Source organism: Photorhabdus noenieputensis (genome assembly GCF_018448935.1).
Lineage (GTDB): Bacteria > Pseudomonadota > Gammaproteobacteria > Enterobacterales > Enterobacteriaceae > Photorhabdus > Photorhabdus noenieputensis.
On the sequence record NZ_RCWC01000001.1, the window covers coordinates 321,008 to 337,991 of the forward strand.

A 16,984-nucleotide genomic window follows, 5' to 3' on the forward strand; every position below is an offset into this window, starting at 1 on the left:
CTGATGTATAATCCTTCCATGCAAGGAGGAAGTGATGTTAAAAATATTCAATTGCGTAAAATTTATCGGATTGCTGATTGTTTTTATTTTACCTTGTATCGGGTACTCGGAAACCCAATACGTAGATCCTATGACAACATGTCTAAATGATTATGTCCTTCCTAAATTATCAGCAGACATACTGCCTGAAAAGTTAGTGGATGATGCTTTTATTACGTGCAAATCTCAGGTTGATGAGTGGCTTAAGCCTTTTGAGGCTATTGATAAACGTGAAGAAAACTATAAATCTATGCATGATTTTTATGTTCGAATGGTAAATATCAGACGGAAAGCCGAATTAAGCAATAACTGAATGATGATTATTTGTTATTGAATAAATATTGCATGTTGACCACCTTCCACGGTGGTTTTTATATTTTAAGGGAAAGAAATGGCAAAAAATACTGACTGGGAGGGAATAGAGCGTGATTACCGTTCTGGCTTTCTCTCAATCAGGGAGATTGCCAAACAACACGGTATTAGTGATGCAGCGATTCGGAAGAGAGCGAAAACTGAGGGATGGGTTCGCACTATTGTTGAAAGTACGCAGTGCGGACCTGATGCGAACCAAGCGGAAAGTCAGGTAGCAAGTAGCACCAGTAATATCTTGGAGTCTGAAAAGTTCGCAGAGAGTTCGCAAGGAACCGCAGGGATTCTAAAGCCGCAATACGAACAGTTTGCTCAAAACATAGCGGCGGGTATGCCGATGAAAGAGGCGGCAATTTGTGCGGGTTACTCTCCAGCCCGTGCTGATTCTCAATCATCCATATTGATACGCAGACCGGAAATAAAAGCCCGCATTCGAGAACTGAGAAACGAAGCGGCGTTGCTTGTTTCATTCAATGCTGGACACTTGGCTGAATTGTCGTTTCGTGCTGGGAAGGAAGCGTTAGCAGATAAGAAATTCGGGCAGGTTGCCCCAAATATTAAAAATGCCGCGCAACTTACCGGTATCGATATGAGCAGCAATAAAACTGAGGTCAATGTTGATCTCGCTGGTCTGAGTTATGGCAAGGTCTGTATTGTCACGCCTGCCAATTGCCCGGCTGATGTCTGGTCAACATATATGGAGAAACTGCGCGAGGGAAAACAGGTAGCCCAGTCATCATAGATGGTGTTCTGTACGCTTTTAGTAGTGACTGGGCGACAGAAGTTTTATATGACCGAGCATTAGGTTCTGTTCGTTGGCGTTGGACATATGGCGGGCGTGGTGGCGGTAAATCGGTAGAGATTGCTCGTGCGCTGGTATTGTTGGGTGCTATAGAACTGATGACGATTCTCTGTGCCCGTGAATTCCAGAACTCAATCAATGATTCTGTTCTTGCCCTGCTTGAAGCACAAATCATTGATCTTGGCCTGTCCCACTTCTATAAGGTCAAAAACAACGAGATTGAAGGTCGGAACGGCACTCGTTTCACGTTTAAAGGTCTTCGCAACAATATTCAAAGCATCAAGTCGATGCATGGCATTAAGATCTGTTGGGTTGAAGAGGCTCAGACCGTTTCGCAAGATAGTTGGGATATTCTTGGGCCAACTGTACGTGCTAATAAATCCGAAGTCTGGGTTTCTTTCAACCCTCGCGAGGAAGAGGACCCGACATACAAACTGATGACCCGGCATCAGGAAGATCCCCCTGACGGTGGCGTTATTATTCGAAAAGTTAACTATTGTGATAACGCCTTTTTCCCTGACGTACTCCGGCAGGAAATGGAATATTGCAAACGCATCGATTATGAAGCGTATGAGCATATTTGGCTTGGGTTACCAAAAGCACTCAGTGAAGCGGTTATCTTCTCTGGGAAATACCGTGTTGAAGCATTTTCTGATGAGCTATGGCTAGAAGCTGACCGACTTTTCTATGGAGCTGACTTTGGTTTCGCTAATGACCCGTCCACACTGGTTCGCTGCTTCATTATTGGTACCAAACTATATATCGAATATGAAGCCTATGGAGTAGGCGTTGAATTAGATGAAATGCCCCAGTTCTATGATTCGGTGCCGCTTTCTCGTAAATGGCCCATTCATGGGGACAGTAGCCGACCGGAAACTATCAGTTACTTATCACGCCAGGGGTTCGTTATCGATGGTGCCACAAAATGGCCGGGGAGCGTTGAGGATGGGATCACTTACCTAAAAGGGTTTGAAGAAATCATTATTCATGAACGCTGTAAACACATGATTGATGAGGCAAGACTCTATTCATACAAGACTGACCGACTGACCGGTGAAATCCTGCCGGTGGTGCTCGACAAACATAACCATTTATGGGATGCGGTACGTTATTCGCTGGATGGTTATATCACAGGCAAAAACAACCCACTTCGTATATCTAAAAATCTGTTGGGGCGAATTTAATGTTTTTCAAATTCAGACATAAAAAGAAAGCGGAGGCTTTGCCAGTTGAACAGGATATTGATCAAGCATCACCTCAGCCAATGAACATACATCCGGATACTGTCGGATCGATAACAGAGAGAAAAGTAGCTCGGCCTGTTGAACCATACAGGCCCCCTCCCGGTGTTGTTCCTACTGAACAGTTATCCGCATTAATGGCAATGGATTCTACACCTTATGAATATATGACGGGTACAGGTGGTATATCGGGAGATGTGGGTTTCCCCGGTTATCCTTATCTGGCCCAACTGTCACAATTACCCGAATATCGGAAAATGGTCGGCACTATTGCAGGGGAGATGACTCGTAAGTGGATAAAGCTAACGTCAGTGGGGGATAATGACAAATCAGATAAAATCAAAGCGCTTAATGAGGCTATTGAAAAATTCCACGTTCGTGAACGGTTAAAAAAAGCCATTGAACATGATGGTTTTTTTGGGCGAGGTCAGATTTACATTGATGTTCGCACGTCAAAAGGCGTGCTTGCTGCAACCGATCCGGTTGAACTTGAGTCTAGATTATTTCTGTCACCCAAAAAAATCACAAAGGGGAGTCTTATCGGCTTTAACGTCATTGAGCCAATATGGACATATCCGGGGATTTATAACGCTAGCAACCCGTTGAGCAATGATTTCTATAAGCCGTCAAGTTGGTATGTGATGGCAAAAACTGTACATGACAGTCGTTTGATTACATTTATCACCCGGCCATTAACCGATATGTTTAAACCTGCGTATAATTTCGGCGGCTTATCACTGACTCAGATTGCAGAGTTTTATGTACAAAACTGGTATAGGACACGTGATAGCGTATCTGATTTGATCCATTCATTCTCTGTGTCTGGATTTAAAACCAATCTTCAATCGACGTTGCAAGGACAGACGAAGAATCCCGATCAGTTAATTTATCGTGCAGAATTGTTTAACAAGATGCGTGATAACCGAGGGGTAATGATGCTGGATAACGAAGAGGAGTTTTTCCAGTTCAATACACCGCTAAGTGGCCTTGATTCACTGCAAGCCCAGTCTCAGGAACATATGAGTTCAGTCAGTAGCATACCGTTAGTGATTTTTACAGGTATCACACCGAGCGGGCTAAATGCGTCATCTGATGGGGAAATCCGTGTTTTCTATGACTTCATTGCTACTTTGCAAATGTTAGTGAAAGATGGACTGGCACGAATGATTGATATTATTCAATTATCCGAATTTGGCGAAATTGATCCTGATATTAGCTTTACATTCGAACCGCTGTATCAAATGAATGATGAACAAAAAGCCAGCATACGTAAGACCGATGCAGATGCTGATTCAGTATTAATTGCTGCAAATGTGATTAGCACAGATGAAGCCCGCGAACGTCTAGCCAACGATGAAAACAGCCCGTATCACTCTCTGGAAATCAATGATGAAATCGACAAAGAAGACGACATCGAAGAAGAGGACAACACGGAAAACATCATCTGATCCCCTTCAAACACTCCGACAAATTAAACCTAATGTCGGTGTTCGTGTGTGGTACAGCAAGCAGTTATATAAGCTGGTGGATGAGATGAATAACTCAGTGATTTACTGGGTATCCGCCAACTATAAGAACAGCGGTGCAGCAATGGCAATGGATGTTAGCCCGGAGATGTTGATGCGTTCAGCAATGCGAAAATTAACCCGGCGTTGGTTAAAGCAGTTTGATGCTTTAGCTGACAAGCTGGCGAAAAAATTCGCGGCTTTATCAATGGATAACATGGATGCGTCGTTAAATCATGCGTTAGATGCGGTACATATTTCGATACCGTTCACGATGACGACAGAAATGAATAACGCGCTACAGACGGTCATTGGTGAGAATGTTGGGTTGATTAAAAGTATTCCACGGCAATATTTATCCCAAGTTGAAACACTAGTGATGCAATCAGTAGCAAGGGGGCGTGATCTTGGAACGTTGACAAAAGCCTTGCAAGAGCGTTACGACATTACTAAGCGCCGAGCAGCCCTGATTGCTCGTGACCAGAACAACAAAGCGACTTCTGTTATGCAATCTGCCCGGCAGCGCTCAATCGGTTTTAAGACGGGCGTTTGGCGGCATAGTCATGCAGCAAAAAAATTTCGTCAATCACACTTGAAAGCGGATGGTAAAGAGTTCGATTTATCAAAAGGGCTTTATATTGACGGAAAATGGATCATGCCTGGTGAAGAAATCAATTGCGGGTGTGGTTGGCAAATCGTCATTCCTAAACTAACCAACTAATTAATCCGAGAAATATTATGAATCACGGTCTGGCGTTAGATCGGGCTTCTGTACGCTCATACGACAGAGATGGGCGTTTGCATGTTGCTGAAAGTCCTATCTCTAAGGCGACGGTATCATCGTATTACGGAAGAGAAATCCCGAACTGGCAAGGGTTAAGGCTTGATCCTAATCGTATCTACAAACTGTTGCGTGCCCCTGATGAATTAGAGAAAGGGGTTGCAACTTTCAATAACCTGCCGTTATTGAAAAAACACATTCCCGTCACGGCGGCCAAACCTTCAACAGAATTGATTGTTGGTACAACGGGATCAGATTCCATGTTCGATGGTACATACCTGAAAAACAGCCTGGCAATTTGGGATGCTGAATCTATAGCGGGTATTGAATCGGATGAACAAAAAGAATTGTCAGCGGCGTATCACTACGTCGCTGATATGACCCCCGGCACGTATGACGGCATTCATCATGATGGCGTTATGCGCGATATCGTCGGGAACCATGTCGCTCTTGTTGAAGAAGGGCGAGTCGGTGCAGATGTTGTTGTCTGCGATTCCCTCCCTCTGGAGTTAAAACACATGAAGTTAAATAAAAAAATGGTGGCTGTCGCTGTACGTGCGGCGCTGGGGGCATACTTGCAGCCGAAATTAGCACAAGATGCTGTACCAAAAGAAATTGCCTCATTACTGAAAGCGGGTGGGAGCGCGAAAAGTATAGCGGAAGCGGCGAAAAACAAATTCGGTACCCTTCTGGCTCAGGATATGGAAATCGACTCAGAGGAGCTTGCCTCAATCATTGAAGCTGTTGCTGATGATGCGGAGACACAGGAGCCTGCGGAGTTACCCGCGCAGGACGATGATATCTGTGCGCAAGTGCTTGAGCTGCTTGCAGGTAAATTGCCAGAGGAAGACCTGGAAAAAATCCGGGCGTTAATTTCAGGCACTCCCGCGCAAGACGATGATCCCGATAATAAACCAGAACCAAAGGAAGAGGATAGCGTCAGTAAGCCCGCAATGGATGCTGCTATTCGTGCAGCTACTCGAAAGGCAGAAAAAGACACAGTGAATCGCATTAATGCTATTCGCATTGCTGAGGCTGAGGTTAAACCCCTCATCGGTGATGTAGTAGCAATGGATTCTGCTGACGAAATTTACAAGGTTGCGCTTGATGAGGTGGGTGTTGATACAGCCGGCGTTCATCCGTCCGCTTATCGCTCTTTAGTGAAAATGCAGATCGGCATAGCAGAGTCAGCAAAACTTAAAGCCCGCCTAGCAATGGATTCTGCTGCTATAGATTCTTTTGAAAAACGTTTTCCCACCGCATCTAAATTAGTGAGGATTTAACTATGGGTTTTCCGAACAAAATTAATCACTATCCAGCCCCCGGCATTGAGGGAGCATTTGCCAGTACTAACCCTGGTGCCACTTTGTTAGCAAGGGACGGCACGCTGATTGCGGGTAACGATGGAGTAACTGTTGGGCGTTTTGCCTGGGTGATTGATGGTGTCGTTTCGAACAAGGGGGCGGGTGCCCCGTCTGGTTTTGTGGGGCGTGACGGACAAGCGTCTATCACTCTTTGGCTGGGAGAAGCATCCATGCTGATCCAACCCGGACGTGAAGTCACTTTATTTACTGCGGGTGATTTTACGGTACGAACAAGCACTCCCGCAAAAGTTGGGGATAAGATTTACGCATCCTTAAAAACGGGTGAGGTGCAGGCCGCCGCAGCGGGAAAAACTATCACTGATTTTATCGAAACTAAATTCGTTGCCGGTACTGCTGCTGGTGCGGGTGAATTAGTTAAAATGGGGACCTGGAGCTAATGAAACGACACACAGATTTTCAATATATTGAAGGGGAATACGGCATTGTAGTACCACAGGCCGTCGATTACTTAAATCCCCAATATGCTCGTAACTATACGTTAGCTATGGATGCACAGCCAGCTATGGTGACCGTGAGTAACGCCGGTGTTCCTGCGTATCTGACTAACTATCTCGATCCTGAGTTGGTTCGTGTGTTGGTCACGCCGATGAGAGCGGCTGAAATTATCGGTGAAAATAAAAAAGGTGACTGGACAACGCTGACAACCCAGTTCCCGGTTGAAGAATCAACGGGTGAAGTGAGCTCATACGGTGATCACAGCAATAACGGCATGTCAGATGCTAACGTGAATTGGGTGGAACGCCAGAGCTATCATTTCCAAACATTTACTGTCTGGGGGGAGCGTGAGCTGGATATGTACGGTACGGCCCGTATCAATCGAGCAGCGCAACTTAATACCGCAAGCGCATTAACCCTAAACAAGTTTATGAACAAGTCTTATTTCTATGGTATTGCGGGGCTTAAAAACTATGGACTGTTGAATGATCCGGGGTTAAGCGCACCGGTGGTACCGGCTGCAAACGGAAAATCCAATGGTACAACGTGGGAAACCAAAGACGGGCAGGCAATTTATGACGATATTTCCCAACGCCTATTTAAGCAGCTTACAAAACAAACAGAAGGGTTGGTGGAACGAACAGAGCCATTGAAACTTTGCATGTCGCCAACAGCGGAAGTCAATCTGACAAAAACTAACCAGTACAACGTTAATGTTACCGATCAATTGAAAAAGAATTTTCCGAATCTGACGATTGAAACGGCGGTTGAATACAGTACGGAAGCGGGGGAACTGGTTCAATTGATTGCTGATACGCTTGATGGTGAAAAAACGGCTTATGCCTCATTTACTGAAAAAATGCGGGCACATGCGGTTGTTGTGAGCTCATCCAGTTTTAAACAAAAGAAATCAGCCGGTACGTGGGGTGCGATTATTCGTTATCCACACGCTATTGCACAAATGTTGGGGGTTTAAATGGTGGCAGTCATTGTGGGGTGTAAATTGCCTCACGGGTTAACGATTGAAATTGATGGGAATAGCGTGACGCTAAACGGGATAAATTCATCAACAATTATTGGTGGTTATGGGCTGACATATGATGTTGATAAAGCGTTTTTTGACAAATATCTGGAGCTCTATGCAGATACGGAATTAGTCAAAAATGGGCTTATTTTTGCCCAGGAAAAACTCAAAGAGGCTCGGACGGAAGCTGAGGAAAAAGCCGGGTTAAAGAACGGGTTAGAGCCTATCGATCCCCAAAAACCGGGTAAGAATATCGAGCAGCGAAAAGAAGAGGATTAAGCTAATGGGCTTTGTTGTCGTTTTTGATGTCGTGAAATTTCGCACTCGTTACCCGGAGTTTTCTTCTATCAGTGATGTCCTGCTGGATACCTATTTTATTGAAGCAACACTCTATCTTAACAATACGGCCCAAAGCCCAGTTAGTGATCTTGAACAACGAATACTGTTGTTGAATATGCTTGTTGCTCATATTGCCGAACTTAATCGTTTATCTGTTAGCGGAACAGCGGCCAATCCGCTCGTGGGGCGGGTTAGCAGCGCAAGTGAGGGATCTGTTTCCGTTTCGGCTGATATGGGCGTTGTGAGTGAACGTGCTGCTTGGTTCTTGCAGACAAAATACGGGGCTATGTACTGGCAGGCAACAGCGCAATATAGAATTATGCGTTACGTCCCCGGCAGCTCTCCCTCTCACTATCCGTCATATTACTATCCACGGACTCAATGGAGGCGCTAATGTCGAACAGTATCGAGGGCGGTGATGCAGCAAAACGCTACTTAAAGCAATTAGCTAAAAGAGTGGGTGAAGGCCAAAAATTGCGGGTTGGTTTTTTCAAAGACGCGACTTATCCCGATGGCACCTCAGTTGCAATGGTGGCAATTAGTAACGAGATTGGTGATCCGAGGCGTAATAGACGACCCCGTCCGTTTTTTCGTAACACTATCAACGAACATGCTAATGAATGGGGTGATGTGCTTGCACAGGGCCTGAGTGCTAACGATATGAATGGGGATGCAGCGTTACGGATGACCGGGGAAGTTATCAAGGGGCAAATTCAACAATCTATTCGTTCTTTCACTTCACCGGCTAATAAAAAATCCACTATAGCTAAAAAGGGATTTGATGCGCCGTTACGTCACACCAAACACATGCTGAACAGTGTTGATTATGTGGTTGATGAGGGGAGTGAATGAACCTGCACAATATTGTATCTGGTGCTGTTGGGATTGTTAATCCTCACTCACCTGGAGAGATACGGGTAAGTGTGGGATATGATATTGCACCCAGTGGTAAGCAAGTCCCGCGCTACATCACAACACCCGTTACCGCACAAATCCAGCCACTGACTTTTACTGATCTACAACATACGAACGGCTTGAATATTCAGGGAGTGCTCAAAGCGGCTTATGTGAATGGCAATTTTAATGCCGTCAACCGCCCCAGACAGCAAGGGGGTGATCTGTTGATTATTAATGGTGAAGAGTGGTTGATAGTGCAGATTTTGGAAGAGTGGCCGAATTGGTGCAAATTCGCTGTTACATTGCAGCGTGGGGAACAATAGTGGTGACGATAAGTGTAACGCAAGACGATATAACAACCGCATTACGCGGTTTTTTAATGGCCTTAATACCCAGGCGTAGCGTTATTTTGTCTCAGATAAATCGCTCACCGATGCCAGATGGCGATTTTATTGTTATGACACCATTGAACAGCACGGGTTTATCAACAAGTGTAGTGATCTATAACGCACCAACAGCGGCAGGTATGGGAAAAAGTTTAATCACTCGGACGACACGTTGGACATGTCAAATTGACTGTTACGGTCAGTTCGCTCATGAGGATGCTTACATTATTGCAACGACGGTGCGCACTGAATATGCGATTGAGCTATTCAAGAGATCAGGTATCGATATGGCACCACTTTATGCCAGCGACCCGATTCAGACGACGATGATTAATGGTGAACAGCAATATGAGTCGCGTTGGACATTTGAATTTACTGCTCAAATCAACCCTGTTGTGACAACAGAACAACCATTTTTCGACAGTATTACGCTGAACACTAAAACAGTGGAGTCTATTCATGGCAATTCCAATCAGTAAAGATGTGAGAATTAATCCGGGGGTGCTGTCGGCAGTGGGTAATGCTGTTGATCTCAATGGGTTATTACTGACAGATAATATATATGCACCTGTTGGTGTGGTGTTGTCGTTCTTGACTAAAGAGGATGTGGCGGCATATTTCGGTGGTGCATCCGAAGAATATAGCATGGCGGCTATTTATTTTTCAGGGTACAACAACTGCACAAAGACACCTGGCCAATTGCTGTTTTCCCGATTTAATCGAGCGGCAGTATCGGCCTGGTTACGTTCAGGTTCTTTTAATGGGGTGACTATTACTGATCTGCAAAAAATGTCCGGTGTGTTGAAACTCAATATCAATGGCACAACAATAAATGCTGCAATCAATCTCGATGGGGTTAAATCCTTTGCTGATGCAGCAAAGAGCATTGAAACAGCGGTTGGCAAGGCAGTAACGGTTGTGTTCGATACCACCCGTAAAGCTTTTATCATCAATGTTGTCTCTGGCAGCATTAAACTGGAAGATACAAATATCACCTATGGTACTGGTGATGGGGCCGAGGCTCTTAAGTTCACTGGCGCACTAGGAGCAACGGTTTCTCAGGGGGCTACAGTGTCGGCGGTTCCTGATCTATTCGCTGTGATTAAAACGCAGTCTCAGCAATGGGCAGGTTTTACGACGGTATTTGAATGTACAGATGAACAGCATCTTGCATTATCCGCATGGGCTAGTAGTCAGGTATATCGCTATTTCTATGTTGCCTGGACAACAAGCGGCACGGCAAAAGTGAAAGGCAGTCAGGAAACTATCGCCCATAAAATTATTGGCATTCACAGCTACGGGAGTGTCGTTCCTGTTTTCTGCTCTGATAATATGAAACCGGCAGCAGTATTGGGTTATGCGGCGGTGCTGGATTTTGAGCGAACGGAGGGACGTGTTCCGTTTAAATTCAGAGAATTGAACGGCCTCCGTCCTGATGTGATCGATTCTGATGTTTATGATGCATTGATTGCTAATGGATATAACTTCTATGGCAATTATGCCGCTAATAACATCACCGAAAATTATTGGGCTGATGGCACAATAACCGGTGATTTTAAGTGGTTAGATTCCTTCTGTGGTCAAATCTGGCTGAATGCGAACTTACAGGGGGCGGTTATTGCCTTGTTCAAATCCAACAAGACTGTTCCTTATAACACGGCCGGCCGTGCGCTGGTGGAAGCCTCGATGAGTGATGTTATCCAGCGGTTTAAGTTGTGGGGCGGTATCCGATCGGGCGTAACATTATCGGCTGTACAAAAACTGGAAATTATTAATGCTGTGGGATCTGATGTTTCAACGTCAATAATCGCGAAGGGTTATTACTTGTATATTGGGGAAATGTCTGCCTCTATGCGTGCAAATCGCACCAGCCCAAGCTGTACACTGTGGTATTGCGACGGAGGCAGTATTCAGAAATTCGAAATGGCATCTACGGAGGTTCAATAATGTCAGACACAATCACTTCTGCTGATGCGGTAATTACCCTGACTGTGACCAATTTATACCCGTCTGGTGTGCAATTACAGGGATTTGCCGCCGACAACATTTTCGAAACTGAGGCGTTGGATTTGGCTGAAACGGTACGTGGGGCGGACGGTAAACTGTCAGCGGGTTTTATCTACGGCAATATCAATCAGACGATTCATATTATGCCTGATTCAGAAAGTCGCACCATTTTTGATACCTGGGCAACGACATCACGTACTAGCGTCGCGGTGTTCAGATGTAATGCGACGGTTATTCTTCCGGCCATCGGGCGTAAATACACATTGGTGAACGGCGTTCTGAAGCAATGGAAAACCATGCCGGACGCAGGAAAGGTTTTACAAGCGGTGCAGGCCGTCATTGAGTGGGAATCAATAACAGGTGAGGCATATAGCTAATGGCACGTAAAGAAACCTTCATCACTATGAATGATGATAATCGCGACAAAGGAAAGCTTTTTTACATTCAGGAAATGCCCGCTTCGCAGGCTGAATGGTGGGCTATTCGTGCATTGATGGCAATGGGGAGAGAGGGGTTGGATATCCCCGATAATTTTCGGGATTTGGGCATGGCTGCATTAGCGGTGGTTGGATTGAAAGCAATTTCTCGCATTGCTCCTGATGAAGCCAGGCCACTACTTGATGAACTGATGGGTTGTGTGCAGATGGTTCCGAATCAGGCAGATAAAAAAATCAAACGCGAACTGATCGACAGTGACATTGAAGAAATTGTTACCCGGCTGAAATTACGTGCAGAGGTGCTTAAGTTACACGTGGATTTTTTCAAAACCGCCAACCAATCGTAATCCCGCCGCGCTATTCCAGCATCTCAAGACCATTCGGTATCGTCGGTTATACAAATGTCCCAGGCACAATAGCGACCGTTATCTCATCAGGAAAAGCAACTCTCCATGAGCTGGATACAGTTTATGGCGTGGAGGACCTTTGGCAGTTAATAGAGATTATTCAGGTCGATAATCACAATGCTTACGTTTTACAGCAGGGTAAAAACTGATGGCAAACATTATAGATGAACTTGTTATAACGCTGGGGCTTGATGCGGCTGAATTTAGCGCAGGTGAAACTGCAGTGATTGCCGGGATCGGTGGGTTGGCTCAGGTTATGCAAAAACTGGTTGACTCGTTTAATGATGGTGAAAAGAAAACCAGCAAATCATTAGACAAAACCGGTAAGAAAACCGAAAAAGTGGCAAAAGAAATGGAGGCGGCAGGAAAGAAAGCTTCCTCTTTCTTTTCCAGCATAAAGAGTCAGATCTTGGCTTTGGCGGGTGTCACGGTCTCACTCGGTGGACTGAAAAGTTTTGTGACCAGTTTTGCCGGCAATCTCAATCAGTTAAGTACTGCCGCTGATGCGTTCGGCATGTCGGCCAAAGCGCTTGATGGCTGGACAAAAGCAGGTCAAGCATTCGGGGTCAGTGCAAATGAGATTGTGGGGGCATTTTCACGCATTAATGATGCTAAAGCCCGACTAAAATCAGGTGTTGCGCTTGATCCGGCTCTTGAGACGCTGTTAAAAACGGCATCACAAGCGGGTGTGGATATTGATATTGCCTCAGAAAGCACCGAATCTATCATGCGTAAGCTGAGCGGTGTTTTTCCCAGACTTAATAAAGATCAACAGCAAGCTTACGGTGGTGAACTTGGGTTCGGGTACGCCGCGCAACAGTGGTTCTCATCCGGTCACGCACTCAAAGATGTGGATAAATTTACAGCCAGTTCGGGTGTGGATGATAAATCTGTTGCTGCCGCGCGTCGTTTTCGTGAACAGTGGACAGAGATAAGCCAGAGTTTTGAGAAAACAGGCTACATTCTGTTTAATGCCCTTTTACCATATATCAATGATTTCAATATCTGGCTAAAAAATTTAGCCGATTGGATGAATAAGCATCCAGAAGAGATTAAAAAAGCGGTCAGTGGTTTTCTCGATAAGATGAGTTTTATTATTTCAGTCGCTAATCAGGCCGCAGATGCGGTAGGCGGTTGGGGTAATGTCATCATTGGTCTGATCGGGTTGAAGTTTGCGGGGTGGTTATGGGGAATTTATCGCGTGGCTTCGTCCATTTTGAAAATGGGGAAAGGTAGCGGCGGATTGTCAGGCAAAGGGGCTATAGGGAAAGCCGGGATATACGGCGCTATCGGGTATGCGTTATATGATCCTGTGGAGTCAGTCGCGACTTCGATTATTGGGCAAGAGACAAAAAATATACTGGATTCATATGGATTGTATCTGGCAAGCGACTGGACACCTTTTTTTAGTAAAAAAGAGTATGAAGCCTATCAGGCAAAACTAGATGGTAAAGCCTCTAAGCCAGATACGGCCGTAATCAAAGAGGAAGAAAAGCGCAGCGAAAACGACCGTATCATTCGGGTTGAGGATGAACGACAGCAGCGGCTGGAATACAGTAATAATTGGTTAAAAGCTGCGTTAGATAAGCTGACCGATTCAATTAATAAATTGATTGATTCGCTCGTTCCTCAAGTTTCGGCCTCTGAAGTGTCACCGAACACTACCGGCATGAAATTACTGGGTTGGCTATCACCAAAATTAGCACAACTTGAGCAGCAGTTCGGGTTACCGGAGGGTTTGTTACGTAGTGTTGCCATGATGGAATCGGGAGGCAATCAGTATGCTGTGTCTAAAGCAGGTGCCAAGGGCTTATTCCAGTTTATGCCAGGTACAGCCAAACATTTTGGGTTAATGGATGATGATGTTTTTGATCCGGTAAAATCTTCGGAAGCCGCGGCAAAATATTTATTTCAGCTAATGAGAATGTTTGACGGAGATTTGAGTAAAGCACTGGCGGCTTATAACTGGGGACAGGGAAATGTTATACGGAAAGGATTGGGCGCTGCGCCAAAAGAAACCCGCGATTATATCCCAAAGGTATTGGCGAATATGCCACAACTGGGGGCTCATGTGGCCGCTCAGCGTTATTCGAATACGGTAAATAACAACCGTACCTCCTCTGTTTCTGAGAGTTATCACATCGGAACTATTCAAGTCAGCTCTAACGCTAACAACGTAAAAGGCGTGGTTAACGATGCCCGGCAGAAAATAGGTGGATCAACGCTGGCAACAAGCTATTCAACGGGGGTAACTGGATAATGGCATTCTCTCTCAATCAAACAACGGTACTTAGTGCGTTCCGTAGCGGCAACCTGTTATCTGCCGTTAACAGTATGATATCTCTTGGATATGGTATTTATTATGCATCCGGGCAGAGAGTGGGTGATAAGCCGTTTACGCCCACGTCATTCATTGCAGTAGAAGTCACACGAGAGGCGTCAATCACCACTGCGCCGATAGAGAAAGGCGGCTATACATCATACAACAAAGTGCAGCGGCCCGGTGAAGTCCATGTGACATTTTCGTTTGAGGGGTGGACCGGTTTTTCTGGTTCCGTGCCTAACTTAACAAACCTCACCCTGACGTCCCGTTCTGATGTTCTTGAAGCGTTAGATAAGATGGTATCCAGTGCTGAAATTTACGACATTGAAACACCTGATACTACGTACACAAGTTATGATTTGATTAAGTACGATTTTCGAATAAGGCAGGATAACGGTGTTACCTTACTGATTGTGACCGCAGTTTTCCAGGCGGTACAAGACATTGCCGAAGTGAAAATGAGCAGCAATGTTGCTAACAAGTCGAATACAACAAAGAATGAGACGGCGAAAGGCCCAAGTAAAAATACCGAACAATCAACAGGTTCAACAAAACATGCCACACTATCCGATGTCAAAAAGGCTCTGACCGGATTGAAAAAATCCGTTTCCAGTGCTGCAACGCAAGTTGCTGATAAAGTTTCATCCGGTTTCAAGCGTGCAACAGAGACGATTACCGGTCCATTAAATGATTCTGTATTGAATGCCACCAACCATCTCAATGATGCAGTAGAAGAATTATCGAGGAAATTAACGTGATTGAAATAGCGATCAGGGCAGCTAAGGCTCAGGAGTTCACTGTGACCTTGAATGAGCAGTCATGCATGATACGCCTCAATCAACGTGGCACAGGTTTATATATGGATTTAACCGTCAATGATAAACCTGTGCTACAGGGAGTTGTGTGCCTCAACTGCAATAAAATTGTCCGTTACAGTTATTTACGGTTCCAGGGTGAATTGTTTTTTGCTGATCTGGATGGTTTATCTGATCCCCATTGGGAGGAGCTAGGGCAACGCTACAAATTATATTACCTTTTTCCAGGAGAGGTGACTCAGTGACGTACAAACAACACAATATCACAGTTGAATTTCAGCTAGTTGACGGCAAGACATTTGATGATAGCGGTAACAATATACTGACTATCGAAAACGCACGCGCTTATGTCAACATGGCGGCGTGGGGCGGCATATCAGGGACACAAATAACATTACAAATCTGGGGTTTAACAACCAGCCAAATGGCAACGTTGAGTTATCGCGGGATCTGGATTGGTAGTGCGAAATTCAACTTAATGCGTGTATGGGCGGATGGTCATGCCATATTTGAGGGTTTTATCAGTGATGCCTATGCAGATTTTAATCAGTTACCCGATACTCCCCTGACGATAACGGCCAGTATGATGCTTGGCCTAAGAGCAAAGGAAGTTGAACCGTTCACTGCATCGGGAGATGTGGATATTATCGATATTATTACTGCGATGGCTAAAAAAGCGGATCTGACGGTTGAAAATTATGGTGCCACAGGTGTTATCTCCAATCCTCATTATACAGGAAATGTTGTTAATCAAATCCAACAGGTGGCAAATGCGCTAGATATAGACACTGACTTCGGGATTGATAAAGTGACTATTTGGCCTCATGGTCAACCGAAAGTTGAAAAACTGCTGCTTACGTCTCCAGAATATGGGCTAATTGGCTATCCCATATTTACTGGCGTGGGAATAACAGCAACTACCCTTTTCAGTAATGAAATTATTTTAGGTCGTAAGGTAAAAATAGAAACCTCTTTGCCGAACGTTAGCGGCACTTATCTGATAACAGGGGCGGAACACTACCTTACCTCCTGGCTTGATGGTGGTCAGTGGCATACATCTTTTAGTGGCACTACAGTGAAAACAGAGGATAAAAACAATGACAAAGCTGACAACAAAACCAACGGACATAAACAGTGAAGCGAATGCTTTTGATTTTGTCATGAGGCAGTTTCTTAGTCAGCATGTTTTTATCACTTTGGGCCTTGTTATTAAATCGAGCGGGAAAACCGTAGATGTAAAGCCGATGGTACATAATATGACGGGAGCAGGGAGAAAAATCGAGAATGGAATAATCTATAATGTTCCAGTATTTCGTCTTCAGCGTGGTAACAGTGCTGTCATTATGAATCCTGTGGTTGGTGATATTGGTTTAATTGCCATTTGTGATCGTGATATTAGCAGCATCAGAGCAACAAAAGCACCGGCATTACCGGGTTCAAAAAGAACGCACAATTATTCAGACGCAATTTATCTGGGGGGAGTTTTAAACGCAGAACCACAACAATATGTTGAATTCGTAGATAATCAGATAAATATTGTTTCACCGAATAAAATTAACGTAGTCGCTCCGACAACGGAAATGACTTCATCAAATTCAATCACAATGAACTCACCATCTATTATATTAAATGGTGCGGTTATTCAAGGTGGTGGCGGTAACGGTGGAAATGCAATATTCGGCAGTACCGTAACAGCGAAGGGCGAAATTACAGGAAATGGGGTTAAACTTTCATCACATGTGCATGGTGGTGTTGAATCTGGTGGTTCGAAAACCAACAGTCCAGAGTAAAA

General features: G+C 44.9%; 21 protein-coding genes. All 21 read left to right on the top strand.

The window, feature by feature from the left end; translation table 11 throughout:
- Positions 1-34: 34 nt before the first annotated feature.
- The 21 genes from EAE91_RS01470 (at position 35) to EAE91_RS01570 (ending at position 16,982) form a co-directional block, all read left to right on the top strand.
- Positions 35-352 (top strand): hypothetical protein, encoded by a 318-nt coding sequence (locus tag EAE91_RS01470; RefSeq protein WP_011147592.1) that lies wholly within the window; start codon positions 35-37, stop codon positions 350-352.
- Positions 353-430: 78 nt separating this feature from the next.
- Complete coding sequence (locus EAE91_RS01475; protein ID WP_214086947.1) at positions 431-1,150, top strand: terminase small subunit; 720 nt, start codon at positions 431-433, stop codon at positions 1,148-1,150.
- 8 nt (positions 1,151-1,158) lie between these two features.
- Entirely contained in the window at positions 1,159-2,394 is a 1,236-nt protein-coding gene (locus EAE91_RS01480; protein WP_214087041.1) for a PBSX family phage terminase large subunit, read from the top strand.
- Complete coding sequence (locus tag EAE91_RS01485; protein ID WP_214086948.1) at positions 2,394-3,899, top strand: DUF1073 domain-containing protein; 1,506 nt, start codon at positions 2,394-2,396, stop codon at positions 3,897-3,899. The genes EAE91_RS01480 and EAE91_RS01485 overlap by 1 nt, the downstream gene beginning before the upstream one ends.
- Before the next feature lie 85 nt (positions 3,900-3,984).
- Positions 3,985-4,677, top strand: a complete 693-nt coding sequence (locus EAE91_RS01490) for a phage head morphogenesis protein (RefSeq protein WP_214087042.1) — start codon at positions 3,985-3,987, stop codon at positions 4,675-4,677.
- Positions 4,678-4,694: 17 nt separating this feature from the next.
- The gene (locus tag EAE91_RS01495; protein WP_214086949.1) at positions 4,695-6,020 is read left to right on the top strand and encodes a DUF2213 domain-containing protein; all 1,326 of its coding nucleotides are present in this window, start codon (positions 4,695-4,697) and stop codon (positions 6,018-6,020) included.
- 2 nt (positions 6,021-6,022) lie between these two features.
- Entirely contained in the window at positions 6,023-6,499 is a 477-nt protein-coding gene (locus EAE91_RS01500; RefSeq protein ID WP_214086950.1) for a structural cement protein Gp24, read from the top strand.
- Complete coding sequence (locus EAE91_RS01505; RefSeq protein WP_011147585.1) at positions 6,499-7,533, top strand: major capsid family protein; 1,035 nt, start codon at positions 6,499-6,501, stop codon at positions 7,531-7,533. Before EAE91_RS01500 ends, EAE91_RS01505 begins: the two co-directional genes overlap by 1 nt.
- A complete protein-coding gene (locus EAE91_RS01510) occupies positions 7,534-7,860 on the top strand; it encodes a hypothetical protein (protein WP_214067735.1) in 327 nt (108 codons plus the stop codon).
- A gap of 4 nt (positions 7,861-7,864) precedes the next feature.
- Positions 7,865-8,314: a DUF4054 domain-containing protein gene (locus EAE91_RS01515; protein ID WP_011147583.1), complete on the top strand. Its 450-nt coding sequence runs from the start codon at positions 7,865-7,867 to the stop codon at positions 8,312-8,314.
- Entirely contained in the window at positions 8,314-8,772 is a 459-nt protein-coding gene (locus EAE91_RS01520; RefSeq protein ID WP_214086951.1) for a hypothetical protein, read from the top strand. Before EAE91_RS01515 ends, EAE91_RS01520 begins: the two co-directional genes overlap by 1 nt.
- Positions 8,769-9,140: a hypothetical protein gene (locus EAE91_RS01525; protein WP_214086952.1), complete on the top strand. Its 372-nt coding sequence runs from the start codon at positions 8,769-8,771 to the stop codon at positions 9,138-9,140. The genes EAE91_RS01520 and EAE91_RS01525 overlap by 4 nt, the downstream gene beginning before the upstream one ends.
- Positions 9,140-9,682, top strand: coding sequence for a phage neck terminator protein (locus EAE91_RS01530; protein ID WP_214086953.1), 543 nt, complete (start codon positions 9,140-9,142; stop codon positions 9,680-9,682). The genes EAE91_RS01525 and EAE91_RS01530 overlap by 1 nt, the downstream gene beginning before the upstream one ends.
- Entirely contained in the window at positions 9,663-11,150 is a 1,488-nt protein-coding gene (locus EAE91_RS01535; RefSeq protein ID WP_214086954.1) for a DUF3383 domain-containing protein, read from the top strand. The genes EAE91_RS01530 and EAE91_RS01535 overlap by 20 nt, the downstream gene beginning before the upstream one ends.
- The gene (locus tag EAE91_RS01540; protein WP_214086955.1) at positions 11,150-11,587 is read left to right on the top strand and encodes a phage tail fiber protein; all 438 of its coding nucleotides are present in this window, start codon (positions 11,150-11,152) and stop codon (positions 11,585-11,587) included. Before EAE91_RS01535 ends, EAE91_RS01540 begins: the two co-directional genes overlap by 1 nt.
- The gene (locus tag EAE91_RS01545; RefSeq protein WP_054480095.1) at positions 11,587-11,994 is read left to right on the top strand and encodes a hypothetical protein; all 408 of its coding nucleotides are present in this window, start codon (positions 11,587-11,589) and stop codon (positions 11,992-11,994) included. Before EAE91_RS01540 ends, EAE91_RS01545 begins: the two co-directional genes overlap by 1 nt.
- 208 nt (positions 11,995-12,202) lie before the next feature.
- Positions 12,203-14,314: a lytic transglycosylase domain-containing protein gene (locus tag EAE91_RS01550; RefSeq protein WP_214086956.1), complete on the top strand. Its 2,112-nt coding sequence runs from the start codon at positions 12,203-12,205 to the stop codon at positions 14,312-14,314.
- The gene (locus tag EAE91_RS01555) at positions 14,314-15,135 is read left to right on the top strand and encodes a phage baseplate protein (RefSeq protein WP_214086957.1); all 822 of its coding nucleotides are present in this window, start codon (positions 14,314-14,316) and stop codon (positions 15,133-15,135) included. The genes EAE91_RS01550 and EAE91_RS01555 overlap by 1 nt, the downstream gene beginning before the upstream one ends.
- Complete coding sequence (locus tag EAE91_RS01560; RefSeq protein WP_011147574.1) at positions 15,132-15,437, top strand: phage baseplate plug family protein; 306 nt, start codon at positions 15,132-15,134, stop codon at positions 15,435-15,437. Before EAE91_RS01555 ends, EAE91_RS01560 begins: the two co-directional genes overlap by 4 nt.
- Positions 15,434-16,330 carry a baseplate hub protein gene (locus tag EAE91_RS01565; protein WP_214086958.1) on the top strand — a complete coding sequence of 299 codons (897 nt, stop codon included), beginning with the start codon at positions 15,434-15,436 and terminating at the stop codon, positions 16,328-16,330. Before EAE91_RS01560 ends, EAE91_RS01565 begins: the two co-directional genes overlap by 4 nt.
- Positions 16,290-16,982, top strand: a complete 693-nt coding sequence (locus EAE91_RS01570) for a Gp138 family membrane-puncturing spike protein (protein ID WP_214086959.1) — start codon at positions 16,290-16,292, stop codon at positions 16,980-16,982. The genes EAE91_RS01565 and EAE91_RS01570 overlap by 41 nt, the downstream gene beginning before the upstream one ends.
- The last annotated feature ends 2 nt before the right edge of the window (positions 16,983-16,984 follow it).

What these genes read in the sequence shown, in the direction of transcription:
- EAE91_RS01470 (WP_011147592.1), top strand. Translation starts at nt 35, where the DNA reads ATGTTAAAAATATTCAATTGCGTAAAATTTATCGGATTGCTGATTGTT.
- EAE91_RS01475 (WP_214086947.1), top strand. Translation starts at nt 431, where the DNA reads ATGGCAAAAAATACTGACTGGGAGGGAATAGAGCGTGATTACCGTTCT.
- EAE91_RS01485 (WP_214086948.1), top strand. Translation starts at nt 2,394, where the DNA reads ATGTTTTTCAAATTCAGACATAAAAAGAAAGCGGAGGCTTTGCCAGTT.
- EAE91_RS01490 (WP_214087042.1), top strand. Translation starts at nt 3,985, where the DNA reads ATGAATAACTCAGTGATTTACTGGGTATCCGCCAACTATAAGAACAGC.
- EAE91_RS01495 (WP_214086949.1), top strand. Translation starts at nt 4,695, where the DNA reads ATGAATCACGGTCTGGCGTTAGATCGGGCTTCTGTACGCTCATACGAC.
- EAE91_RS01500 (WP_214086950.1), top strand. Translation starts at nt 6,023, where the DNA reads ATGGGTTTTCCGAACAAAATTAATCACTATCCAGCCCCCGGCATTGAG.
- EAE91_RS01505 (WP_011147585.1), top strand. Translation starts at nt 6,499, where the DNA reads ATGAAACGACACACAGATTTTCAATATATTGAAGGGGAATACGGCATT.
- EAE91_RS01510 (WP_214067735.1), top strand. Translation starts at nt 7,534, where the DNA reads ATGGTGGCAGTCATTGTGGGGTGTAAATTGCCTCACGGGTTAACGATT.
- EAE91_RS01515 (WP_011147583.1), top strand. Translation starts at nt 7,865, where the DNA reads ATGGGCTTTGTTGTCGTTTTTGATGTCGTGAAATTTCGCACTCGTTAC.
- EAE91_RS01520 (WP_214086951.1), top strand. Translation starts at nt 8,314, where the DNA reads ATGTCGAACAGTATCGAGGGCGGTGATGCAGCAAAACGCTACTTAAAG.
- EAE91_RS01525 (WP_214086952.1), top strand. Translation starts at nt 8,769, where the DNA reads ATGAACCTGCACAATATTGTATCTGGTGCTGTTGGGATTGTTAATCCT.
- EAE91_RS01535 (WP_214086954.1), top strand. Translation starts at nt 9,663, where the DNA reads ATGGCAATTCCAATCAGTAAAGATGTGAGAATTAATCCGGGGGTGCTG.
- EAE91_RS01540 (WP_214086955.1), top strand. Translation starts at nt 11,150, where the DNA reads ATGTCAGACACAATCACTTCTGCTGATGCGGTAATTACCCTGACTGTG.
- EAE91_RS01545 (WP_054480095.1), top strand. Translation starts at nt 11,587, where the DNA reads ATGGCACGTAAAGAAACCTTCATCACTATGAATGATGATAATCGCGAC.
- EAE91_RS01550 (WP_214086956.1), top strand. Translation starts at nt 12,203, where the DNA reads ATGGCAAACATTATAGATGAACTTGTTATAACGCTGGGGCTTGATGCG.
- EAE91_RS01555 (WP_214086957.1), top strand. Translation starts at nt 14,314, where the DNA reads ATGGCATTCTCTCTCAATCAAACAACGGTACTTAGTGCGTTCCGTAGC.
- EAE91_RS01570 (WP_214086959.1), top strand. Translation starts at nt 16,290, where the DNA reads ATGACAAAGCTGACAACAAAACCAACGGACATAAACAGTGAAGCGAAT.